This is a genomic window from Xanthobacter oligotrophicus (assembly GCF_008364685.1).
GTDB lineage: Bacteria > Pseudomonadota > Alphaproteobacteria > Rhizobiales > Xanthobacteraceae > Xanthobacter > Xanthobacter oligotrophicus.
This window is the reverse complement of sequence record NZ_VTTL01000007.1, coordinates 263,187-285,297: the sequence shown is the minus strand read 5'-3', so window position 1 is coordinate 285,297 and position 22,111 is coordinate 263,187. Positions and strand designations below refer to the sequence as shown.

Sequence of the window (22,111 nt, the reverse complement as noted above, 5' to 3'; positions counted from 1 at the left end):
GGGACGTCCCGGGCCCCGAAAATCGCAGCCCGCACCAAGGATCCTTTTGTGGACCCGAGTGCTGGATAATTAACTCCACCGCCTTGGAGGCGCATCAGCAGAACTGGTGACGCGCCAAGTTGTCTATCGTCTCTCCGACATCGAAACGGTGGCAACGGTCAGAGCCACGCCAATCGGCCGGCCAGGTCGGAAGGCACACAGCATCGCGTTCTGCCGCGGTGCTTCGCTGACAAAGCCCGGCGTTTCCGTGGGGCTCGATGAGGTCTGGAATAAGCCGGGCGACGGGAGCGGCCGGTCACATCACCCCGTTCCAGTGTCGGGCGTTCCTTTATGCGACCTGCGACGTGGAGCCTTCCAGGAGCCTTCGAGCCGCGACCATTGACATCGTAAAGCGCGTCACCGCATCCTGCGGATTGTTCAACAACTGAAAGGAGGTGGTCAGATGTCTCATTGTCACTTGCCGCGCGTGGCAGTCCTCATGAGCAAGACCTCCGCCTCGGGGACCGCGCTCGCCTGAGCTGCCCATTCCAGGCAGGACAATGGAAGGGTCGTCCCGAAAGGGTCGGCCCTTCGTTTTTGTAGGAGTGGTGTCGCCGGTGCCGGAGGACCCACAGGCGGCTAGGCAGTGCCAGCAGCGAGTTGCCGGGCTTGCCGCCCGTACCCATCTCTTCGATATTACGAAGCCATATCCGATTGGGCCGTTCACAGCGATGCGTTCGAGAGCACTTTCAGCTCGCTGCCAGAGAACCTCTATTCAGCCGTGAACCCGACTGCCACCCGGCAGCAGGACCTGATCCGGCTGAACGACGGGCTGGCCGAGGAACTGGGCCTGGACATGCAGTGGCTGCGGGGCGGGGACGGCCTCTCGGTGCTCTCCCGAAATGCGGTCGTGAGCGTGTCTATGCCAATCGCGCTCGCCCAGCCGCCGCGCGCGTTAGCCACATGGCCTCGTTCTAGGCCTCCATCAATGGTCGCCCGCAATCCGTGGTCGAAAAGGCCTACAATTGAAGGCCGAGAACCCGGAGGTTGGCGAACCCGCCAACGGCTGGCGACCGGCGCTCTAGCGTGCGATCGCGGCCCACGAAGGACTAACGCTAGGATGGTTGCTCGCGCCATGATCTGATGGTCATGAGCTCGAAAAGCGATGCCGGCTTTCCTCATCTGATCTTCTGTAGTTACCTTGCGGCGGATGGCCGCCGGTAAGCCACGGGCGCTCAGCCATTGCATTCTTGAAGCGCCAACAGCCGACACTGGCATCGTGCCGGAAAGAGGACGTTCCAGAGCTATTTACACAGCTACTTTCCTTTTGGGATCTTCGAGAGAAGCCGCGAGGAAAATCGGCGCGCGCCGCGTCTTTTGTATTCTAGTCGCAATGGAAAACTCATTCTGTAACGCGACTACCCTGGGCAAAGCGAAATATGGGATCGGCCCAGCTCAGCCCCCAACTCCGCGCACGCAGAAGGCGACGATCGCCTTCGCCTGATTCTGCCGTTCCGCGTCCGTGGAAAAGCTGTCGAGGGCCAGGGGGCCGACCAGGCCCTCAAACAGTGAACCAACGATGCAGGCGCCCGATGCCTGCACGTCCTGCTCGGGAAACTCGCCGCGCGTGATCCCCTGCTCGATGATTGCCTCGAAGATCCGGGCGAGCTTCCTGCGATAGATCAGCCGCGCGGATTCAATCTCGGGTTCGACGGGCTCCGCCACCAGCGCATGGGCCATTTTTCGACCGAGAAGCGCCCTGCTGGCGAACAGCCAGGCCGACGCCGAAAGCCTCTCTGTGGGCGTCCCATCGCCGTCGGCAACACGCCCCACCGCATCAACCTCGCGCTGGGCGACAAGACCCACGACCTCCACCATGAGCTCGGCCTTGGACGGGAAATATCGATAGAGCGTGCCCAGGGCGACGTTGGCCGTTTCAGCAACGGCATTGATCTGGGTGTCCTTGAAACCCGATCGGGCCACCAGCTTGCGGGCGGCGGCAAGAATGGCTTCACGCTTGGCAGTCTGCGGCGCGCGAGGCCGGTTGCTCCGTCCATCTTTGGCCACGCCGACGCTCATCTTCCGTTCGTGCCTCTCTTTAGCGCCCCTCATCAAGCATGCCTGCTCACCAGGGACGCCTGCCAACATAGCCCGAGTTTGCCGTCGTCTCGCAAGGCCCAAGCGAAGTCGTGGGAAGCCAGGGTGCTTGTATCGGCTCCCATCCGGTCATTGAGCCTGGCGGAATGCGGCGCGGACCTGGGTCAGGAGGGCGTGCGAATTTTCCGCTTGCGATACTAGAATTAGAATTCTATTTTCAATCCCAACAATCGCTCTCCGCCAACAAGCCGAGCGTCCGCGCCCCGGATTTCTGTCCCCCCTTGAGCCTCGGCCGAAGGGCATGAGGCGATGCGGATCAGCACGTCTGCGGTGAGGCAGGCGCCCCTCGCCAAGGGGTGTCGAATGAACTTTGAGGAGGAACAACAATGTCATTCGCTGAGCAGTCCGCCATCGCCGACCGCGTCGCCCAACTGGTCGCGATGTATAGCGATCCCGGTGTCAGTGCCGCCGAGGTGCTGTGCGACGCACATCCGAGCGATGCCCTCGCCTACCGCGTCGTTGATGCGGAGTTGGAGGCGATTGACATCACCTACGGCCAGCTGCGCGTTGAATCGGAGAAGTTCGCAGCCGCCCTTTCCTCACTCGGGGTGCAGCCGGGCGACCGCGTCGCCACGTTGATGAGCAAGACGCCCGAGTACCTGACGACGCTGATGGGCATCTGGCGCCTTGGCGCGGTGCATGTGCCGATCTTCACGGCTTTTGCGCCAGGCGGGATTGCCCTGCGTCTCACCGGCAGCGAGGCCAAGGTGGTTGTCTGCGATGGAGCGCAGCAACATAAGCTCCTGCCGGGCGACGAAATCCCCGCGGATGCGCCCTGGCAGGTGGTGACGACGGCAGCCGAGGGACAGGCCATTCCGGGGGCGGTCCGGTTCGCCGAGCTGATGGCAGGACGGGAGCCAGGCTTCCCCGCGGCGCGCCTGGGCGGCGAGCACCCCATCATCCAGATCTTCACATCGGGAACGACAGGCAAGCCGAAGGGCCTGCGCGTCCCGACTAGGGCTCTGGCGGGCTTTCGGGCCTATGCGGAATTCGGGCTGGGCCTTCGGCCGGACGACCTCTACTGGTGCGCGGCCGATCCCGGCTGGGCCTATGGTCTCTATTTCGGCATCCTGGGCTCGTTCACCACCGGCGTTCCCAGCCTGATCATGACGCCGAGCTTTGATGCCGCGAAAACCTTCGAGGTGCTCGCGCGCTACGACGTCACCAACCTCACCGCCGCGCCGACGGTCTATCGCGCCATGCGGTCGTTCGAGGGCCCCACGCCGAAGATCATCAAGCTGCGCTGTGCCTCCAGCGCCGGCGAGCCGCTGACCTCGGAAGTCAACCTCTGGGCGGTCGATGTGCTCGGCGTCGCCGTCCACGACCATTACGGCCAGACCGAGGCCGGGATGCTCATCAACAACCATCATCATCCGGATCTGGTCGCGCCCCTGAAGACAGGCTCCATGGGCAAGCCTCTGCCGGGCTGGTCGATGCTCGTCCTGAAGGAAACGGAGGATACTCCGGCCCCCGACGGTGAACTCGGCCGAGTCGCGGTCGAACTCAAGGACAGCCCGCTGGCCTGGTTCACCGGCTATATAGACGATCCGAAGAAGAGTGCGGAAAAATTCGCCGGCGCGGGTCGCTGGTATCTCACGGGTGACGCCGGCCGTCGGGACGAGAATGGCTACTTCCACTTCTCCTCCCGTGACGATGACGTGATCATCATGGCGGGTTACCGCATCGGCCCCTTCGAGATCGAGACGGTGATCGCGACCCATCCTGCTGTCAGGGAGTGCGCTGTCATCGCCGTGCCCGATAGCGCGCGGGGCGAGGTGCTCGAGGCCTACGTTGTCCTGCGCGAGGGTGAGGCCCACTCGACAGAGATGGCAAAGAGCATCCAGTCGTGGGTCAAGACGCGCTACGCGGCTCATGCCTATCCACGCCAGGTGCATTTCGCGGACAGCCTTCCGCGCACGCCCAGCGGCAAGATTCAGCGGTTCGTCTTGCGGCAGATGCGACGCGACGAGGTCCTCGCCTCCGCGAGCTGAACCCCTACACATGCAAGGAGCCCACCCCATGCTCTTCGACCACGTATCGAACTCGTCAACGCAGGTGGAGAGGACCCACGCTGAGTGCAACAATCTGCACGTGATCGATGCGGTGACGGAGCGCCGTTCGATACGCCGTTTTCTGCCGAAATCGGTGCCGGAGAATGTCGTCCGCGCAATCCTGTCCACGGCGGCGCGGGCGCCGTCGGGCACCAACTTCCAGCCCTGGCATGTCCATGTCGTCAGCGGTGCAACGAAAGCACGTCTCGCGCGATCGGTCATCACAGCGGCCGAGGCTGGCGAGCGCTCGGACGAGTATCTCTACGCGCCCAACCCGTTGATGGAGCCCTATCTGTCGCGCCGCCGGAAGCTCGGCGGCGATCTCTACAACCTGTACGGCATCGAGCGAGGCGATTACCCCGCTCGAAAGGCGGCGATGCTGAGGAACTACGACTTCTTCGGCGCACCTGTCGGTCTTTTCTTCACCATGGAGCGCCGCCTGGAAATGGGCTCCTGGCTCGACTGTGGGATGTTCATGCAGACGGTCATGCTCGTTGCCCGTGCCTACGGCCTAGAGACCTGCGCGCAACAGGCCTGGTGCGAATACGGCGGCGTCGTGCACCGCGAGCTGCAAATTCCCGACACGCACATTCTCCTGTCGGGAATGGCCCTCGGGTTCGCCGATCCCAGCGCACCGGAAAACGCCCTGATCAGTGACCGCATCGGGGTCGAGGAATTCACTGACTTTCATCGCTGACCTCACAGGCTCGGGCGACAGCAGCTGAACTGAACCGCTTATGGCCTCCGGCGATCGCCAAATCGTCGGACGATCGTCCAAGAATTGCCGATCGAATGCCGGCAATACGTCGAACCAAATGAAACAAAATCTACGTTCCAGCTAAAGGGAGGATTAGGATGGCAAATGTACAGGTTGCTTCAAGACCGCTGGGGATGAGCAGAGACGACAAGAAGGTCATCGTCGCCGCCTCCCTGGGTACGGTGTTCGAGTTCTACGATTTTTTCCTCATCGGCCTGTTGGCGGGTGAGATCACCAAGGTGTTCTTCTCCGGCGTGAATCCGACAGCCGGATTTATTTTCACCCTCCTCGGCTTCGCCGCGGGATTCATGCTCCGTCCGTTCGGCGCCATCGTCTTTGGTCGTCTGGGCGATCTGGTCGGCCGGAAGTACACCTTCCTGATCACCATCATGTTGATGGGCATCTCAACCTTCGTGATCGGCCTCCTGCCGGCCTATGCGACTATCGGCATCGCCGCGCCCATTGCCTTCATCCTCATGCGTATGCTGCAGGGTCTCGCTCTCGGTGGCGAGTTCGGCGGCGCCATGATCTATGTGGCCGAGCACGCTCCGCCCGACAAGCGAGCCTCCTGGACCGCATGGGTCATCCTCACCGCCGCCCTGGGCTTTCTGCTCGCCGTAGCGATCATCATCCCCTTGCGCCTGTCGCTGAGTGCCGACGCATTCTTGCTGTGGGGGTGGCGCGTTCCCTTCATCGTCTCCATCCTCCTGCTCGGCGTCTCGCTCTGGATCCGCCTGAAACTCGACGAGTCCCCCGAGTTCAAGCGGATGAAGGCCGAAGGCCGTGCGTCGAAGGCGCCCCTCTCGGAGGCGTTCGGCACCTGGAAGAATGTCCGGCTCATTCTGATCGGCGCGCTTTGCATCCTGCCGGCGCAGGCGGTGATCTGGTATACAGGTCAGTTCTATTCCCTGTTCTTCCTGACCAAGGTGCTGCGGGTCGAGAACCTGACGGCAAACTACATGCTTATCGTCGCCACCGTCGTCACCATACCTCTCTATGTGGTCTTCGGTACCCTTGCCGACCGGATCGGGCGACGGAAGGTTTATGTCGGCGGGTATCTCCTCGCGGCCGTTCTCACCGTCCCGATTTTTCAGGCGATGACGCATTTCGCGAACCCCGCCCTTGAGCGCGCGCAAGTCGAGGCCCCGATCACGATCGTCTCAAACCCTGCCGAGTGCTCGGTCCAGTTCAATCCGCTGGGCACAGCCAAGTTCACCACCTCTTGTGATGTGGTCACCGATGCGGTCTCGAAGCTGGGGCTCAATTACGCCCGCGAAAGCGACACGTCCTTGTCAGTGGCGCAAATCAAGGTCGGACAGAAGCTCATCCCGGGCTATTCCGGGGACGTGCCTGACGCAGCAGCCCAGAAGAAGCGCTTCGACAGCGAGCTGAACGCGGCGCTCGTCGAGAGCAAGTATCCGCTCGGCGCCGCCGCACCGGAAAGCATCAACGCTCCGATGATCGTCCTGCTGCTGTGCGTGTTGCTCAGCTTCGGCGCCATGACGTTCGCGCCGAGCACGACCTCACTGCTCGAGATGTTCCCGTCGCGCATCCGCTACACGGCAATGTCGTTCCCCTACCACCTCAGCGCCGCCTGGTTCGGCGGCTTCCTGCCCGCCACCGCCTTCGCCATAGTGGCTGCGACTGGCAATATCTACTCCGGCCTCTACTATCCGGTCGCGATCTCCGCGGCCTGCTTCGTGCTCAGCCTCTTGTTCGCCAGGGAGACCAGGGGGACGGATATCTCCAAGGTCAACTAAACAACGGTGGGAGCGGGGCGCGCAACCCAGCGCGCCCCGCTTGGGGTGGCTCCAGCGGAGTCGAGCGGGATTGTAAGGCACTCAGCCTTCCCGGCATTACGATGTGTAGGTCACTCGGCCGACCAGGGACGAAAAAACACGGCAACCAGCCTGCCGGAAAGCGGACCGTCCTGACTTCGGCTCAGGGTCACGATCCGGCGCCGCTCCAGATCGCAGATGATCGTTCCATAGCGATGATTTCGGCGAAAGGCCCAGTCATCGATCCCGACGGCGGTGAGAGGCTCGGTTCGCGGGCGGGCCTGGCGCCGCAAGACACGCAGCAAGGTGTCATTGCTGACGGGCAGCATCAGCCGCTTGGCGAAGCTGGCCGCGGGCCGACCCCCGAGTGCCAATCCGAGATGATGGACGAGGCATTCGAGCCGAGCCGTCCGCCGTGATCGAACAGGAAGCACTTCATTCCCAAAGCGCTCGGCGAAGATGCGGGTTGAGCAGGTCTCGGTGCCGCATCGAAAGCGCCGGACCACGAGCCGGATGCGCACCCCTCGGCCCGACGCCGGCAGGTCCGAGAGGACGCGAAAATACCGGCTGTGCTGCCGTGACGAGTCCTGGTGGCAGGACGGGCATTGCCCGTTCACCGCGGCACCATGTGCCGTCACCACCAGCATGTTCCCCTCGATCGCCACTTCACCCGCGACCAACCCGCCCGGCACCAACGACGACAACCGCAATGAGCCCCGAATGACGTTGATTCCCATGAGAACGAACGTCAGCCTTTAGCTCGACTGCATCGGAAGTGAGTCAGACCCAGTTTTCAGCGCCGATTGACACGTAGCGGGTGGCAATGCGCCTGAAGTCCTTAAGGCGGCAGAACATGCGCTCGATGGCATTGCGGTCGCGGTAAAGCACCTGCGAGAAACAGGGTTTCCAGCGCCGGTTGGCCTTGGTGGGATGTTCGGCATGGTGCCCTTCTCCTCCACCTGACGGCGCACAGCATTGCTATCGTAACCCTTGTCACCATGAAGGATGCGCGCTGGCGGCATCTGCTTCAGCAGTGCCGCTGCAGCGGTGCAATCCGCGACCTGGCCACCGGTCAGAAGAAAGGCGATCGGTCGGCAGTGGCGGTCGGTCAGGGCATGGATCTTGGTCGTGCGCCCACCGCGCGAGCGGCCAATCGCCTGGTTCTGCTCCCCCCTTTGCCGCCAGAAGCCGAGCGGTGGGCCTTTACGGCGGAACTGTCGATCAGCACCTGTGCCGGCGGCCCGCCGGCGTTCGCAAGGGCATGAAAGAGAGCGGTCCACACGCCCTTGGCCGCCACCGGACGTAGCGGTTGTAGAGTGTCTTGCGCGGCCCGTAATCGGGTGGCGCATCGATCCAGCGCCTGCCCGACTTCAGCACGTGGACAATTCCACTGATCACCCGGCGGTCATCGACGCGGGGCTTACCGCGTGTGTCCCGCGGCAGGTGCGGCTCAATCCGCGCGAACTGTGCGACCGTTAGCCAGAAGAGGTTCCGATTCATCACGCCTTCCTTTTGGAGGCCTTGAATCACAACCAACTGCAAATGAAAACTATTTTATGGGTCTGGACCCTAGCAAGATCGGGGCTGGGTCCAACTCGCTGCCGCCTCCCCACAATTGTCGATGTATTCTCGAAGCGTTTCGCCCTTCGTCTTCCAAAACCGAGGAAAATTGTAACGAAGGCGATGTCCAAACAAGGCTCGACGAACTTCTTCATCAGGGCGCGCTGAGTGCGCAAACAGATGAAGGAGGAGCTGGGTCTCGACCATTTGGGGACACTTCTGGCGTGGCCTGCACCGCCATGCCCTGATCAACATGTTGCCGGCACATTCCTGCAACACCGACGCCTGACCGAGCAACCCCGCCCCAATGAACATTCATTCTTTCGACCGGCTCGTGGACGCTCGGCTTCCTGTCGATGGTGGCCGCCCACGACCCGAAAGGCTGGAGATCAGGCCACATGGTCCAATATCGACGCTACACTGCACCCGATCATTTGGTGCCGGAAGGTCGCGACGATCGATCGATAGCGCTTGAGAAAAAGGTGAAGGTCGTGCTCCCAAGATACGCCGACCGCTCCATGGATCTGAATGCCCGCACGGCACGCGGCCCCCGCGGCGCGAGCGGCAAGCTCGTACGCCATGATGCCCTCCGGCACAGCCGCTTGCACCTCCGCGTCCCAGCTCGCGGCCGCCTGGCGGATGGTCAGCGCGGCCGCGTCGGTGCTGATGGCGACGTCCGCAAGTCGGTGCTTGGTCGCCTGAAAGCTGCCGATCGCAACGCCGAACTGCACGCGGGTCTTTGCGTAGTCCACCGTCGCCGCGAGGGCGCCACGGGCGACCCCCAGTAATTCCGCCGCCGCGAACAGGCGGAAGGCAGCGAAAGCCCGCTCCTGCGTCGGTAGCATCACGCCGCCCGCAGCGGGGAATTGGACAGACGCTACCGGCGTGCCGGGGTCGAGTGGTTGATGATCACGGATGAACTGCACCTCACCCACATCGAGCAAGCGGAGCTCTCGCTCTGCCGGCGCGGCAGCGGGTGCGAGCACGAGGAAATGCGTCGCCGACCGAGCATGATCGACCAGCGCCTCGTGTCCGGCGCCACATGGCTCCACCAAGGCCAGCGAGACGCGCATCTCGCCCGCTGCAAGCCGGGCACGGATGTCGCCATGGGCCAGCAACGGCGCGAGCACCACGAAGGCGGCCCATGGGCCCGGCGCGAGCGACCGCCCCAACTCTTCGGCAAGGACGATCGCGGCCGACATGCCCAGTCCGACGCCGCCGGCTTCCTCCGCGATGAGAAGGCCGGGCCAGCCCGCCTCCACCGACACCTGCCATAGTCTGACGACCAGGTCGGGCGATATCGCCTCCGCGGATTTGAGCGCATCCAGCGCGAAGGCGCCGGCAAGTGCACGCCGCGCCGCGTCGCGGATATCTGCGAATTCGTCTTCCATGTTGCAAAACCTTCTGCACGGCCGCGCAAAGTCAGGCGCGGGCCTCCGCCTATCGCGGAAGCCCCACGACGCGCTCGGCGATGATGTTGCGCTGGATCTCGGAGGTTCCCGCCAGGATCGTCTCGGCGCAGGACCACAGATAGTCACGCTGCCAGTGGCGCCGATCGACAGCCTCTGGATCCTGCGGGCCGAGTCGCGCCGCAGGGCCGAGCACATCCATGGCAAGCTCAAGCAGTCGCTGGTGGCTCTCGCTCCAGAACAGCTTGAGGTAGGAGCCCTCCGGCCCCGGTGTGCCCTCCATGGTCTCGAGCATCCGGCAGGCGAAAAGCTTCAGCACATGAACGTCGAGGTAGGACTGCGCGAACCGTTCGCGGATGGCGGGATCGTCGAGCGCCACCCCCACGCCCGGACGCCGCGCCCGCGCCACAGCGAGGAGATCCCGGAACTCTTCCTCCATCCGCACCAGACGGGGGATGAAATAGGTGGCACGCTCGAAACTCGCCGCCGCCATTGCAATGGCCCAGCCAGCGTTCTCGTCTCCCACCCGGTTCTCCACGGGCACCTTCACGGCGTCAAAGAAGACTTCGTTGAACTCTTGCTCTCCATTCATCTGGCGGATGGGACGCACAGTGATGCCGGAAGTCTTCATGTCCACCAGCAGGAAGCTGATGCCCTTGTGCTTGGGCGCCGAGGGATCGGTCCGCGCCAGAAGGAAGCACCAGTTGGCGATGTGGGCGTAGCTGGTCCAGATCTTCTGGCCCGTGACCTCGTAATGGTCGCCCTTCAGCACCGCGCGGGTGCGCAGGGCGGCGAGGTCGGAGCCTGCGCCCGGCTCGGAATAACCCTGGCACCAGACCTCGCGGTTGGCCAGAAGCTCGGGCAGGAACCGCTGCTTCTGCGCCTCGCTGCCGAAATGCAGAAGCGTCGGCCCGAGAATGCCGTGGCCGATCACGTTCACGCCCTGCGGCGCGCCGGAGCGGGCATACTCTTCAAGATAGATCACCATGCGCGCGATGGGCAGCGCCTTGCCGCCATAGGCGCGAGGCCAGGTGAGCCCGCTCCAGCCGGCCGCGCACAGATGGTCCTCCCAGGCCCTGCGGAACACCATGTCGTGCGGGGAGACCGGTGCGGGGAAGCGATCGGAGACCTGCACGAGCTCTTCAGCCAGCCAGTCCCGGACGAGGCGCCGGAACGCCTCGTCATCAAGGTTTTCAAAAGCCTGCATGGACTACTCGGCGATCTGGATGTTGGCGCGCCGCGCGATGTCCGCCCACTTCTTCAGGTCTACTGCGATGAAGGCGGAGAACTTCTCTGGTCCATAGCCGATGATGTCGGCGCCGAGCTTGGCGAAACGCTCCTTCACCGACGGCTCGGCAATGATTTTCTGAATTGCCACATTCATCTTTTCCACGATGGCAGGGTCAATCCCCGCCGGAGCGAGGATACCGAACCAGGGCATGGCCTCGTAGCCGGGCAGCCCGCTTTCGGCGATGGTGGGCACGTTGGGCAGCAGCGCGGAGCGCTGGGCCGAGACGACGCCCAGCGCCCGAATCCTGCCGCCGTTCACCAGCGGCAGCGAGGACGCGACGGCATCGAACATCATGTCCACCCGGCCCGCCGTCAGGTCGATGAGCGCTGGCGCGCTGCCCTTGTAAGGGATGTGGGTGAGCTGGATGCCGGCCATGGCAGCGAACAGCTCCGCCTCCAGATGGGTTGATGTGCCGGCGCCCACGGAGGCGTAGGTGATCTCGCCCGGCTTCGCCTTGGCGAGGGCTATCAGCTCGGCGACGTTCTGCGCCGGAAGCTCATTGCGGACCACCAGCACGTGGAGCAGCGAACCCACCAGCGTCACCGAGGCGAAGTCCTTGACGGGATCGTAGCGCACCTGCTTGTGGACGCCGGGATTGATGGTGTGACCCGACGAGCCCACGAGGAAGGTGTAGCCGTCGGGAGCAGCACGGGACACGTAGTTGGTGGCGATCATGGTTCCGGCGCCGGGCCGGTTTTCCACGACCACCGGCTGCTTCAGCTCTTCCTGGAGCCGTTCCGCGAGGATGCGGGCCGTTCCGTCGCTCGCGCCGCCGGCGGCGAAGCCCACCACCAGGGTGATGGGGCGGGTGGGCCATGCCTCTGCCCTCGCCTGGACGCCGCCAGCGAGCACCAGCGCCGCAGCCATGGCACTCGCGCCAAATATCCTCATCATGCAACGCTCCTTCCCTGTTCGCCTGCATGTGCCTGCAGGTCGGCTTGATCCGGCGACGCGGCGGGGGTGAGCTGGACGAGGCAGTCCACCGCCACCACGCCCCCCCTTCCGGCCGGACGATGAACGGATTGACCTCCAGCTCCTTCAGCGCATCGCCGCAGGCGAGCGCCGCATCCGACAGACCCGCAATGGCGGCGCACAATGCGTCCATGTCGCAGACCGGCTGCCCCCGGAAACCGATGAGCAGGCGATAGCCCTTGAGGCGTTCCAGCATGCGCCGCGCCCTGGCGGCATCGACCGGCAGCAAAGCGTGCGAGACATCGCCCAGAAGCTCGGTCAGGATGCCACCCAGCCCCACGGTGAGCGTCAGCCCGAATACCGGATCGCGCGTGACGCCAACCAGCACCTCGACGCCCCGCGTCTCCTGCTGCTGGAGCACCGCGCCCTCGATCCGGGCTCCGGGAGCGTAGCGGCGGGCGCTGGCGACGACCTCCGCGCGACACGGAGCGTCGGCACCCTCCGACCGGCAGGTTCATCGACGTGGACGGCGTGCGCCTCCACTATGTGGAGCGCGGATCGGGCGAGCCCCTCGTGCTGCTGCACGGGAACGGCGTGACCATCGATGACCTCGACTCAAGCGGCCTGATTGACCTTGCTGCCGCCAAACATCGGGTGATTGCCTTCGATCGCCCCGGCTTCGGCCACAGCTCCCGTCCGCGAACGACCATTTGGACCGCGGGAGCGCAGGCGGAGCTGTTCCACAAGGCGCTGCTGCAGCTTGGCGTTCCGCGCTTTCTGCTATTCGGCCATTCGTGGGGCGCCTGCGTTGCGGTGAGGCTGGCCGCGGATCATCCGCAGGCGGTGTCAGGTCTCGTCCTTGCCTCCGGGTATTACTTCCCGGACTTTCGTGCCGATGCGGTCGCGCTTGCCGGCCCTGCTATTCCCGGCATCGGCGAGGTGCTCCGCTACACGGTGTCGCCGCTCGTCGGCTGGCTGATGTGGCCCCTGCTGCTGCGCAAGCTGTTCACGCCGGCAATGGTGCCGTCCAAGTTCCGGGCCTTCCCGCGAGACATGGCTCTGCGTCCGTCCCAGCTGCGCGCCTCCGCTGCCGAATCGATGCTGATGATCCCTGCGGCCTATGGCGTTAGCGGAAGGTACGAGGACCTGAAAATGCCTGTCGCCATCGTCGCCGGCGAGGGTGATAGCATCGTCGACATCGACGAGCAGTCCGGCCGCCTTCACGACCATATCTCGGGCAGCACGTTCAAGCGGATAAAGGGCAGCGGCCACATGGTGCACCAGACCGCTACCGGCGAGGTCATGTCCGCCATCGAGGATGTGGAACGTGTTTCCGGAGAGAGGGGCTGGGGAGCATCTCCTAGGCCCCGGCCCAGTGCAACGTCGGACGAACCAGTTAGGCGGGATCCCCCTTCTTAGTTCGTTTGGAATGGGTGACGGGCGGCTGCACAGGTTGCACATGGCTCGACGCCAAGGCACAGCGCCGGCTCGCGCCAGCGCCGTGCCTTCGCGCGTCACGCGTTCACGTTTACCGCCGGCATCAGTCGGAGCACAGCCGCCCCGCCGCCTCTCGGAGGAAGGCCACTTTTGCCACGGGCCAGTGCTTTCCGCGGCCGTGAAGCGGCGGAACCACGCCAGCTTGTAATCGAACTTCTAGCCCGGCGCGGGATTGCCGTTGGGAAGGTAGCGGCATCCGGTCAGTATGCCTCCCACCGCGGCCTCGATAAAGCGGCTCTGGTGATCATCAGGGGTCGCCGGGGCAGGCCACGTCGGGTTTCGATCGGGTCCACGCCGTATGCTAGAATTGCTATGACGTAACGCTGGAAATCGCTTTCGGCTCTGTGCGTAGCAACTCTCCTGGAGGGGACGATGCGTGTTGCATCAGGCAGACCGAGACGCCGGGGCAGATGACCAAGGTCAGGCGCGGTTGCCACAATGCAAGAGCCGCTGCGAACAGAATGGCGAAGGCAGCGGGCCGATTGTGGGCTACAATGTTAAACTGCGGGTATCCCGTACGACAGCGCTTACTTGAGGCGACTTGTTCATACGCCATGAAAGGTCGTTATGCCGTTCAGTGACGAAGGCCACCCCCATTGGCAGGTGCACAACCTCAAGCGCGCCCTCTATGCTGCAGGGGTCGCCCTGTGGTCATGGAGGATCGAAACAGACGCTTTTGCGATGGACGAGCAGGCATTTGAACTGTGGGGACTGCCGCAGACGAGCAACGTGACGTTCGAGGATCTCTCGTCCCGCATTCACCCCGCCGATCGAGACAGGGTACGGGCGGCCTTCACGGCGACACGGGCATTGGTCGGAGCCTACGAGATCGACTTCCGCATTCTTCTGGGCCGGGAGATCCGTTGGATTTCGGCACGTGGCCTCGGCAATGACGAGGGGCTGCACCTGGGCCAGATGTGCGGCGTGTTTCTGGACGTTACTGGCCGCAAACAAGCGGAAGAAGGCCACGAACTGCTCGCGGGCGAGATGAGCCACCGGGTGAAGAACTTGCTGGCGATCGCGGCGGGTCTTACCAGCCTGACATCTCGTTCGGCCACCTCGGTCGAGGAGATGGCGAGGGAGCTCATCCAGCGGCTGACGGCGCTCGGGAGAGCCCACGACTTGGTCCGTCCTCTAACGAAGGATCAGGGCAGGGCCGCGCTGCTGGGGGATTTGATCGCAGTCCTGCTGGCGCCTTATGACGACACTGGAGCGTTCAGCGGGCGCGTTCGCGTGGCCGTCCCCCGGATGGGAATCGGCGAGCAATCCGCGACCGCCCTCGCGCTGGTCATCCACGAGTTGGCGACCAACTCCCTCAAATATGGCGCCCTGTCGGTCACATCGGGGACGCTGGATATCTCCGGATCAACCACTGCTGACGAGGTCTCCATGGTGTGGACCGAGCGCGGCGGGCCACCAGTCGCCACCAAGAGCGGCGACGGCTACGGAAGCAGGCTCCTCAATCGGAGCGTGACCGGACAGCTTGGAGGGTCGATCGACACCGACTGGTCCAGCGACGGGGTCATTGTCACCTTGACGATGAACGCGGAAAGGCTCGCAACCTGACCAAGCGGGAGATGGCATCTTTAAGCTGCGGCTGCGCGGCTCGGCAAAGAAGATAGCCCGCCATCGCTGCGCTCCCACAAGAACCAGCGCCTCATGCGATGACCGTTGCTGGACGGAACGCGGCGGCAGCGTAGCGCCAGAAGCAGAAGTTGTACGTGCGCCGACAAGCGGACACTGTAGTCTTTCTGTAAGGTAGACTTTCAGCGTAGAAATTCCCGGAGGCGTCGCACGGATCCTTTTCCCGAATGTGGTGTCGTTCGCCGCCGTGGTCGCGTCGCTAATGGACTCAAGCCGAGCTGTCGTCAACGAACGCATCACTCCGCGGGTTTTGCCTCGGGGAACTTCCACGTCCCGTCCAGGATCTCCCTGTGCGGCCGGTAAAGGCGGACCATGTAGTTCCAGCCCTGAACGATCGGCAGGCAATTAATGGAATTCTCCGTGCACCCGCCAAATTGGACTTCAATGGAGCCGTCCTTGTCCTTCTTCGCCGTGACGTTGTTCAACGAGTATGCGCTGAGGTCGTTTGGCTGGAAATAGCCTTCCGCGTTGTAGACGCTGATCGACCAAAAGCCGTCGACTGGAACACCGTTCACCTTGAGCTTATAGACTGTTGTCCCGTCGTTCTCGGGCGGGGTGACGTTGAGATAGAGCGCTTCGCTGGGAGGATTGGCTCCCCAGCCCATGGCGGCGCCGATCACAAAACGAACCGGATCGACATCTTCCCTGCTGCCAAACATGCGCTTCGTGTCGGGCAGCAATGTCGCGAGCGACAGCAACGCATCGCGCACCTTCTTCTGGGAGACCTGATCCCAGTTCGGGATCTCGAAGCTGCCGGTGGCCTGTTGGCTTGCCGTGACCGCGTCCTGCAGCGCATGCACCTTCTTCACATCTTCAGGATTGGACGGGTTCACCAGCGTCCGGATGGCGACCGCAGCGTACCGGGTGCCGATGTCCTTCTTGGTGAGCGTATACTTGCCCGGCTTATAATGGACGCCATGGGTATATTGGTCTTCGTCGAACACCTGCATCGACATGAACCGGCTGCCGGCTTCCGGCAGCGTGATGGTGACGGGACCCGCGTCGAGATCGAACACCGCCGACGAGTAGAGCGTGTCCCGGTTGAGGCGAATGACGGTCTGCTTGTCGATTGGCGCAGGCGCCCGCGTGTGGTCGAACTTGCCGAAGCCGCCATTCTTGACGATCCCGGCAAAGTAGAGGTCCGACTCGGCACGAACGAAATTGTCGGTCGAAACCGGGATCGCAACTGCCGGATCGGCGCGCACCGGCAGTGTCCCGGCGAGGCTCACCAACAAAGCGGCGACGGTCTGCTTCATGTTCATCATGGGGCCTCGTTCAGTTCTGCGCCGCGCGTTCGAGCGGCGGGGCCTTCCATTTCCCGTCGAGCGCGGCGGGCTGCGGCCAATATAGTCTCATTGTTGCCCAGAAGGGACCGGCCGGCGCCGGCAGCCAATTGGACTGCGCGTCTTTGTCGGGAGAATCGTGTTGGAGATAGAGCGTGATGCCACCGTCGGCATCACGCTTCAGGCCCGGCAGCATCGCCGAATTGATCAGGTACCGCTTGAGCGGATTGGCGACGAGCAGGCTCGCGGGCAGTTCATACATGGTGAGTGACCAGAAGGCGTTGACCGGCGGCAACTCGCCGGGCCCGAAGCGCAATGTGTACCGATGCTTTGCGCCATCGAGCGGCCGCCCCGCGGAATCGACGAAATAGGCGGGATAGATCGCCTCTTCCTTCGAATTGCCGTAGATGCCGAACGCCGCCGCGGCCATGCGGCCGAGATAGTCGCCATTCAGGAATTCCCGATTGCCGAAGCCATCGGCGGAGGTCCGCTTGCCAGTGTCGATTTCCTGTGCCTTGAAATCGGCAAGGGCTTTCCAGGCGTCCGCCATGCCTTCCGAAACGGCCTGGCGGAATTCGGCGGACTTCTGGTCTGCATCAAACGGCTTGCCGGGCACGATGCCGATCGTCGCAAGGCGGTCCCTCAGCTCCACTTCGCTCGGATGGGGCGGCGCAAACTGCAGGATGAAGTTCAGCTCGTCGAAAAAGCGTAGCGATGTGCGCTCCTCTTCCGCCGTCATTGGCTTGAAAAAGTCGACCCCCGGCGCTGCTGCAGGAGCAGGCTTGGCGAGAAACTTCGATAGCGGCTGAACCTTGTACTCTGACTGGATCTTCTTGACGTTCTCGATGTCGTCGGGACCTTTGAGCTGGGTGCGGTACAGGACGAAGGCAAAGTCGGTTTCTGAGCGGATGATCTCCTTGATGCCGGCCGGCTTCTCGCCTTTCCAGCCTGGTCCCGCGAGCAGGAAGTTTCCTGCCGCATTGCCGGTCGCGCGGCTGCCGACATAAGCGAAGTTATAGGTGTAAAGGTCGATGAACTGGAGCGAATAGTGGCGGTCCTTGGCGACATCCGGCACCGACAGGACGAGCGGCTCAGCCCTCAGGTCGGCGCCCAGAAATGAATAGGGGGTATCCGAATTGGGAGTCTGGATCGCCTTGTCGTCGGGTGTGAAGACCCGCGTGACATTGTAAAGCGTGTTCCACGGCGCCTTGAATTCAGGATTCTTGGCATCGACGAAATATGAGTACAGGACGCGATAATTATCGACCAGCGGAAAGCCATAGATGACCGACTCTTTGGCGATGGCGCGCACGTCGCTTGTCGCAAGTGCCTGCGCGGTTGACTTCACCGGCTGAGCCATGAGTGCCGTCACGATGGTGAGGAGCGTTGCCGCGACGAGAAACTTTCGTGTCATTTTGCGTCCCTCGCTGCGAGGATCATGTTCTGGAACAATGATATCATTGGCGCTGTGATCGCGGACCTCACCACCGCAGACCGGAAGCATCAGCTGGCGGCAAGAGCCAGCAAGCCGACCAGGCGATCATCGCCCAAGGGCGCGATGGTTTCCAGTGCCGCGAATTCGCGCACAGGACATGTGCGGATTGGGCGGATGATGGCCGCCTCGTTCGAGAACGGACCCACATTGGCGCGCCTCGCGCCAGGCGGAGACTTGGTTGCGCCATTGAACCGACATTCCGCGGGGTTCAGCCAGCTGACGTTCCGCGAGCAGTGGAACGAGAAGGCCAGGCCCGCCCATGAGCCCCCACGGCCGTGGAGGCGTTGCTTTGGGCGCCGCTGGCGTTCAAGCATGCTTGGGAGGGCTGGCACATAGGTGGCGGCGGAATCGCTGCCACCTCGCCTCAAACCCGCCGCTCGACTGGGCCACACTTGGTAGGGCTTATCAGGCGGTCGACAGCGGGAAGCCGCTGCCGATCTCATAGGAAGGATCTGCGTCATGTCGAACGGGCCGAGCGAGCACCTCGATCGCCGCGACTTCATGATCGCGTCAGTTGCAACGATCGGAGCGTCGGCTGCGCTAGTTGCCAATGCCAGTTCCGCCAACGCCCAGGCTTCGCCGACCTCTGCTGCCGGTTCTGTATCCAGCACACCATCCGCAACTGTCTATACCGGCGATGTCATCCAGGGGAAAAAGGTCGTCAGCGCGCTCAATGTCGATGATCTGGCGCCTGGGCGGAAGCATCTTCTGTATTTTCAGGGCGTCGAGATGCCCACCGGACAGCACTGGTATGTGTCCGTGACGGTCGCCAAGGGAGCCAAGCCGGGCAAGCGCGTCGTTCTGGTCAGTGGCGTGCACGGCGACGAGATGAGTTCCGTGCACACGGTGCAGACGGTGATGAACCAGCTCGATCCGGCGCGGATGTCGGGCACGGTGATGGCCGTCACGGACGTGTCCCGCGCGGCCCTGGAAGGCATGCAACGCAGATGGCCCAATGCCGGCAGAGGCGCCGATCTGATCGACATGAACAGGGAGTGGCCAGGCAACGAGAACGGCCTGACCGCCCCAAGCCGACATGCCGGGCTGCTGTTCAACCGGCTGCTGCGGCCGAACGCCGACGCCGCGATCGACTTCCATACCGGCACAACTGGGTTCGAGGTCACTGCATTCAATATCGCCGGCATGGATGTGCCGGAGGTCCGGGCAATGGTGGAACTCTATCCTGTCGACCAGATCTTCGACAATCACGTGTATCCGGGTGTCCTCCACAATGCTTTCATGGACGTGGGCATCCCCGCCTTTACACCGGAGATCGGCGCCGCACGTGTGCTGAACCTTGAGATGATCAAGTTGTTCGTGGAAGGCACGATGAACGTCCTCAAGCACCACGGGATCGTGTCCGGGCCGATGGGACGGAAAGGCAAGGACGTGAGCGTCTTCGTCGGCAACAGTGCGTTCCCGATCCTGGCAACCGAGGGCGGACTCGTCGAGCATCTGGTCAGGCTCAACGACAAGGTGGAGCCAGGACAGAAGGTCGCCATCCAGCGCAACAGCTTCGGTGAAGTGGTCGCGGAATACACAAGCGGCGTGGCCGGAGAAGTGACGGGCCAGCGTAGCGACGCGATGGCCGAGCCGGGCAACCCCTTGGTATTCATCCTTTTCCACAAGGATGCGCCGGATCGCGGCGAGACGTATCCCGAGTGACGATCCAGCACTTGGTGCCTGCGTCCGGGACACGATTCCAATGCCACACGCGCGCGGAATTCCGACAAGCAGACCCCGCTTGGTCAGGCGGCACCCGAGAGTGACACGCGCCAGGAGTGCCCATTCGTCTATGACCCGATTGCAGAACCTGGTAGGGGGCCCTTCCGCGACCCTAGTCTGGATCGCGCTGCTGGTGGAGTCGCTCTTCATCGTGCTCGACGAATTGCCGTAGAGCCATTCCATCCAGATCGAACCCTGGACCAGGGTGGCTAATCGTTTCGATGATGGAGCCTAATCCTGCGCGAGGCGACCGGCCTGAGCCTTGGGGCCGCTTTTGTTTCCCTCGGTCATCTCAAGGTTTGCGGGCTCTTCCGATTGGTCGACCTGATCCAGCGCGAGCAGGAGGGACGCGACCCGGTTCGCGGAAGACCTCCACTCCGCGAGGCGGGCATAGCTGTCCGTGATCCAGTTGAATGCCGCCTGCACGATGGTGAACGCCGCGGCAGCCTGGACGACCTCACCAAGGCTCATCAGCCCGACCAGATATTTCGGCATGCAAAGCAGCAATCCGATCACCGGCGTCAGCAGCAGGTTGGTCTGCGATACCAGCGTCATCCGCATGAGCTGCCAGCACAGGGCGCGCCATTGGGCAATTACCTTCGCCAGGGCCTCGCCGATAACCTGTCGTCCGTCCCGCCGTGCATCCGGATGCGCAGATCCTTCGCCGCTCTCGCGCAGATGCGCCCCGATCGCCCGCAGGTCGGCTTCGGCACGTTTGCTTTCCCCCAGCACGCGCATCAGGTGGCGCCCGATGAACATCATCGCGGCCGTGACCAGCGCGGAATAGGCGACGACCGCGAGCACCAGATATCCGGGGATGGAGATGTGCTGCCCGAAAATCTTGAGGACCAGTGAGCCGCCGACGCTCCAGAGAACGCCGATGAAGGTGATCGCGTTGAGCACGGACGATAGCAGGCCGACCACCAGGTCCACGGGTACGTCGGTTGCGACCTTCGCGTCCTCGGCGATGCGGTATTCGGGCGTCTGATGCTCTCCCAGCATGAACCTCAGCCGGCGGTAGCGACCGCCGCACAGCCAGAAATCATAAAGGTGGCTGCTCAGCCATTGGCGCCATTGGCGCTGTGTCGTCATGCGCACCCAGACCGAGACGATGACGAGGAAGATGCTGGCAGCGGCAAGCGGCACGAAAAACCACGCCTGCCTCCAGAGTTCCGTCCCATCCTTTCGCCCGATGGCATTGAAGAAATCGCGGTTCCAGAAATTCAGCCGATACTGAACCCACAACTGCAAAAACACCGTGGCCACCATCATCGCCATCAGGACCCAGGCGCGCCAGGCCGACCGGCCGCGCCAGTACCCCGATGCGCTTTCCCAGAAGCGGGAGAGAAGGCGCCTTTGATCTGGAGGAAGGTACGGATCAAGAGACATTAGAACCATCCAGAAGGCGCCAGATCGACTCCACGGCACGCCAAGCTGGACGTGGCGCCTGCGGCAGCGTCACCCGCGCTCGCCTCACGGGTCAAGGGGCCGGCCGTGCCCGGCTGAGTAGTTTCCGACCCTGCTCTTTCTTCTTTCCAGCGCGCTACCCTGGAGATGGTGCGGTTCCCCCGCCGCGGCTAACCGCGATCGCGCCCTGCCGGCGGCAGTGTTCTGCCGCCGGCAGACTTTTTCGGCCGTATCAACCGGGAGATCGAGACATGGTGTTCACCCATAGTACGTTGTCTGAGAATATCCGCGTCCAGTCGGCCGAATTGCTCAACAGGCACCTGGCAGCAGCCATCGATCTGCATGCCCAGGTCAAGCACGCCCATTGGAACGTGCGTGGGGCGGGCTTCATCGCGATCCACAAGCTGTTCGACGAGGTGGCGGGGGAGGTGGAGACCTATTCCGACCAGATTGCGGAACGGGCCGCCGCGCTCAGCGGCGTCGCCCGCGGAACGGTCTAGACGGCGATGGAACGCTCGTTTCTGACCACCTACCCGCTCGATATCGCGGATGAGAAGGAGCATGTGTTCGCCGTATCCGCCACACTGGCAGCCTTCGGACAGTCGGCGCGTGACAGCATCGACCACGCAGCCGGCTTCGGCGATGCAAGCACAGCCGACCTTTTCACCGCCATCACCCGCGGCATTGACCGGCAGATCTGGCTGGTGGAATCCCATATCGCCCCGGGACACTGCGCATGATGCTGCGGATCCTTATCGTCGAGGACGATTTCATGATCGGGACTCATCTCGCCGAGATGCTCGAGGGCATGGGCCATGAGGTATGTTCCGTCGAAACGACCGAGGCCGAGGCTGTCGCGGCCGCCGATCGCTACCAGCCGGACCTCCTGATCGTGGACGCGTGGCTCCGGGAGGGCAGCGGCATTTCGGCGGTCGAGACCATATGTCGAAGCCGGCAGGTACCCCATGTCTTCGTCAGCGGCGACGCTGCGAGCGTCAAGGCGATCCTGCCGGCAGCCGTCGTGGTGGAGAAGCCGTTTCGACCCGAAGTCCTCACCCGTGCTATCCAGCGCACGATCGACGACATGCCGCCGCGCTGAGGGGAGCGGCGGCCCTCAGGCGCACGGATCATCCACATGCGCGGCTGCTCCCGCCCGTTCTCGACCG

16 protein-coding genes and 4 pseudogenes are annotated in these 22,111 nt (G+C 63.3%); 9 read left to right on the top strand and 11 right to left on the bottom strand.

All coding sequences use genetic code 11. The annotated features are described in order from the left end of the window. Positions 1-1,434 precede the first annotated feature (1,434 nt). Positions 1,435-2,058 (bottom strand): TetR/AcrR family transcriptional regulator, encoded by a 624-nt coding sequence (locus tag FZ033_RS13885; protein ID WP_149576701.1) that lies wholly within the window; start codon positions 2,056-2,058, stop codon positions 1,435-1,437. Between the two features lie 404 nt (positions 2,059-2,462). Between FZ033_RS13885 and FZ033_RS13880 the strand changes: the two genes are divergently transcribed. The 3 genes from FZ033_RS13880 to FZ033_RS13870 all read left to right on the top strand — a co-directional run bounded on the left by FZ033_RS13880 (position 2,463) and on the right by FZ033_RS13870 (position 6,704). Next, a complete protein-coding gene (locus FZ033_RS13880; RefSeq protein ID WP_149576700.1) occupies positions 2,463-4,127 on the top strand; it encodes an AMP-binding protein in 1,665 nt (554 codons plus the stop codon). Between the two features lie 28 nt (positions 4,128-4,155). Continuing rightward, entirely contained in the window at positions 4,156-4,884 is a 729-nt protein-coding gene (locus tag FZ033_RS13875; protein WP_149576699.1) for a nitroreductase, read from the top strand. Between the two features lie 194 nt (positions 4,885-5,078). Next, positions 5,079-6,704 carry an MFS transporter gene (locus FZ033_RS13870; RefSeq protein WP_232847475.1) on the top strand — a complete coding sequence of 542 codons (1,626 nt, stop codon included), beginning with the start codon at positions 5,079-5,081 and terminating at the stop codon, positions 6,702-6,704. Positions 6,705-6,886: 182 nt separating this feature from the next. On the opposite strand, the pseudogene FZ033_RS13865 reads toward FZ033_RS13870, so the two are convergent. The 6 genes and pseudogenes from FZ033_RS13865 to FZ033_RS24670 form a co-directional block, all read right to left on the bottom strand. Beyond that, positions 6,887-7,444 (bottom strand): annotated as a pseudogene (locus tag FZ033_RS13865) (transposase family protein); the annotation flags it as partial. A 58-nt stretch (positions 7,445-7,502) separates the two neighbouring features. Next, positions 7,503-8,222 (bottom strand): annotated as a pseudogene (locus tag FZ033_RS13860) (IS5 family transposase). A 449-nt stretch (positions 8,223-8,671) separates the two neighbouring features. Then, a complete protein-coding gene (locus FZ033_RS13855; protein WP_149576697.1) occupies positions 8,672-9,673 on the bottom strand; it encodes an acyl-CoA dehydrogenase family protein in 1,002 nt (333 codons plus the stop codon). A 49-nt stretch (positions 9,674-9,722) separates the two neighbouring features. After that, entirely contained in the window at positions 9,723-10,898 is a 1,176-nt protein-coding gene (locus FZ033_RS13850; RefSeq protein WP_149576696.1) for an acyl-CoA dehydrogenase family protein, read from the bottom strand. Between the two features lie 3 nt (positions 10,899-10,901). Then, positions 10,902-11,876, bottom strand: coding sequence for a Bug family tripartite tricarboxylate transporter substrate binding protein (locus FZ033_RS13845; protein WP_210247896.1), 975 nt, complete (start codon positions 11,874-11,876; stop codon positions 10,902-10,904). Between the two features lie 163 nt (positions 11,877-12,039). Then, a pseudogene (locus FZ033_RS24670) lies at positions 12,040-12,315 on the bottom strand (acetate--CoA ligase family protein); the annotation flags it as partial. A 101-nt stretch (positions 12,316-12,416) separates the two neighbouring features. Here FZ033_RS24670 and FZ033_RS13835 point away from each other — a divergent pair. Next, positions 12,417-13,313: an alpha/beta fold hydrolase gene (locus tag FZ033_RS13835; protein WP_232847474.1), complete on the top strand. Its 897-nt coding sequence runs from the start codon at positions 12,417-12,419 to the stop codon at positions 13,311-13,313. 237 nt (positions 13,314-13,550) lie between these two features. Here FZ033_RS13835 and FZ033_RS24345 read toward each other — a convergent pair. After that, positions 13,551-13,705, bottom strand: a pseudogene (locus FZ033_RS24345) (exodeoxyribonuclease III); the annotation flags it as partial. Positions 13,706-13,958: 253 nt separating this feature from the next. On the opposite strand from FZ033_RS24345, the gene FZ033_RS13825 reads away from it, so the two are divergent. Then, positions 13,959-14,957, top strand: a complete 999-nt coding sequence (locus tag FZ033_RS13825; RefSeq protein WP_149576694.1) for a sensor histidine kinase — start codon at positions 13,959-13,961, stop codon at positions 14,955-14,957. Between the two features lie 314 nt (positions 14,958-15,271). On the opposite strand, the gene FZ033_RS13820 is transcribed toward FZ033_RS13825, so the two are convergent. Continuing rightward, positions 15,272-16,300 (bottom strand): DUF1254 domain-containing protein, encoded by a 1,029-nt coding sequence (locus FZ033_RS13820; protein ID WP_408068486.1) that lies wholly within the window; start codon positions 16,298-16,300, stop codon positions 15,272-15,274. Between the two features lie 10 nt (positions 16,301-16,310). Continuing rightward, entirely contained in the window at positions 16,311-17,732 is a 1,422-nt protein-coding gene (locus FZ033_RS13815) for a DUF1254 domain-containing protein (protein WP_149576693.1), read from the bottom strand. 540 nt (positions 17,733-18,272) lie between these two features. On the opposite strand from FZ033_RS13815, the gene FZ033_RS13810 reads away from it, so the two are divergent. Next, positions 18,273-19,478, top strand: a complete 1,206-nt coding sequence (locus tag FZ033_RS13810) for a M14 family metallopeptidase (RefSeq protein ID WP_149576692.1) — start codon at positions 18,273-18,275, stop codon at positions 19,476-19,478. A 291-nt stretch (positions 19,479-19,769) separates the two neighbouring features. Here the strand turns inward: FZ033_RS13810 and FZ033_RS13805 are convergent, their stop codons facing one another. Continuing rightward, positions 19,770-20,927 (bottom strand): SbmA/BacA-like family transporter, encoded by a 1,158-nt coding sequence (locus FZ033_RS13805; RefSeq protein WP_149576691.1) that lies wholly within the window; start codon positions 20,925-20,927, stop codon positions 19,770-19,772. A 269-nt stretch (positions 20,928-21,196) separates the two neighbouring features. Between FZ033_RS13805 and FZ033_RS24165 the strand changes: the two genes are divergently transcribed. The 3 genes from FZ033_RS24165 to FZ033_RS13795 are packed head-to-tail and all read left to right on the top strand — an operon-like array spanning position 21,197 to position 22,044. Next, the gene (locus tag FZ033_RS24165) at positions 21,197-21,445 is read left to right on the top strand and encodes a ferritin-like domain-containing protein (RefSeq protein WP_210247895.1); all 249 of its coding nucleotides are present in this window, start codon (positions 21,197-21,199) and stop codon (positions 21,443-21,445) included. A 6-nt stretch (positions 21,446-21,451) separates the two neighbouring features. Then, the gene (locus tag FZ033_RS24160) at positions 21,452-21,685 is read left to right on the top strand and encodes a ferritin family protein (RefSeq protein ID WP_210247894.1); all 234 of its coding nucleotides are present in this window, start codon (positions 21,452-21,454) and stop codon (positions 21,683-21,685) included. Continuing rightward, positions 21,682-22,044 carry a response regulator gene (locus FZ033_RS13795; protein ID WP_149576690.1) on the top strand — a complete coding sequence of 121 codons (363 nt, stop codon included), beginning with the start codon at positions 21,682-21,684 and terminating at the stop codon, positions 22,042-22,044. The genes FZ033_RS24160 and FZ033_RS13795 overlap by 4 nt, the downstream gene beginning before the upstream one ends. Positions 22,045-22,111 lie beyond the last annotated feature (67 nt).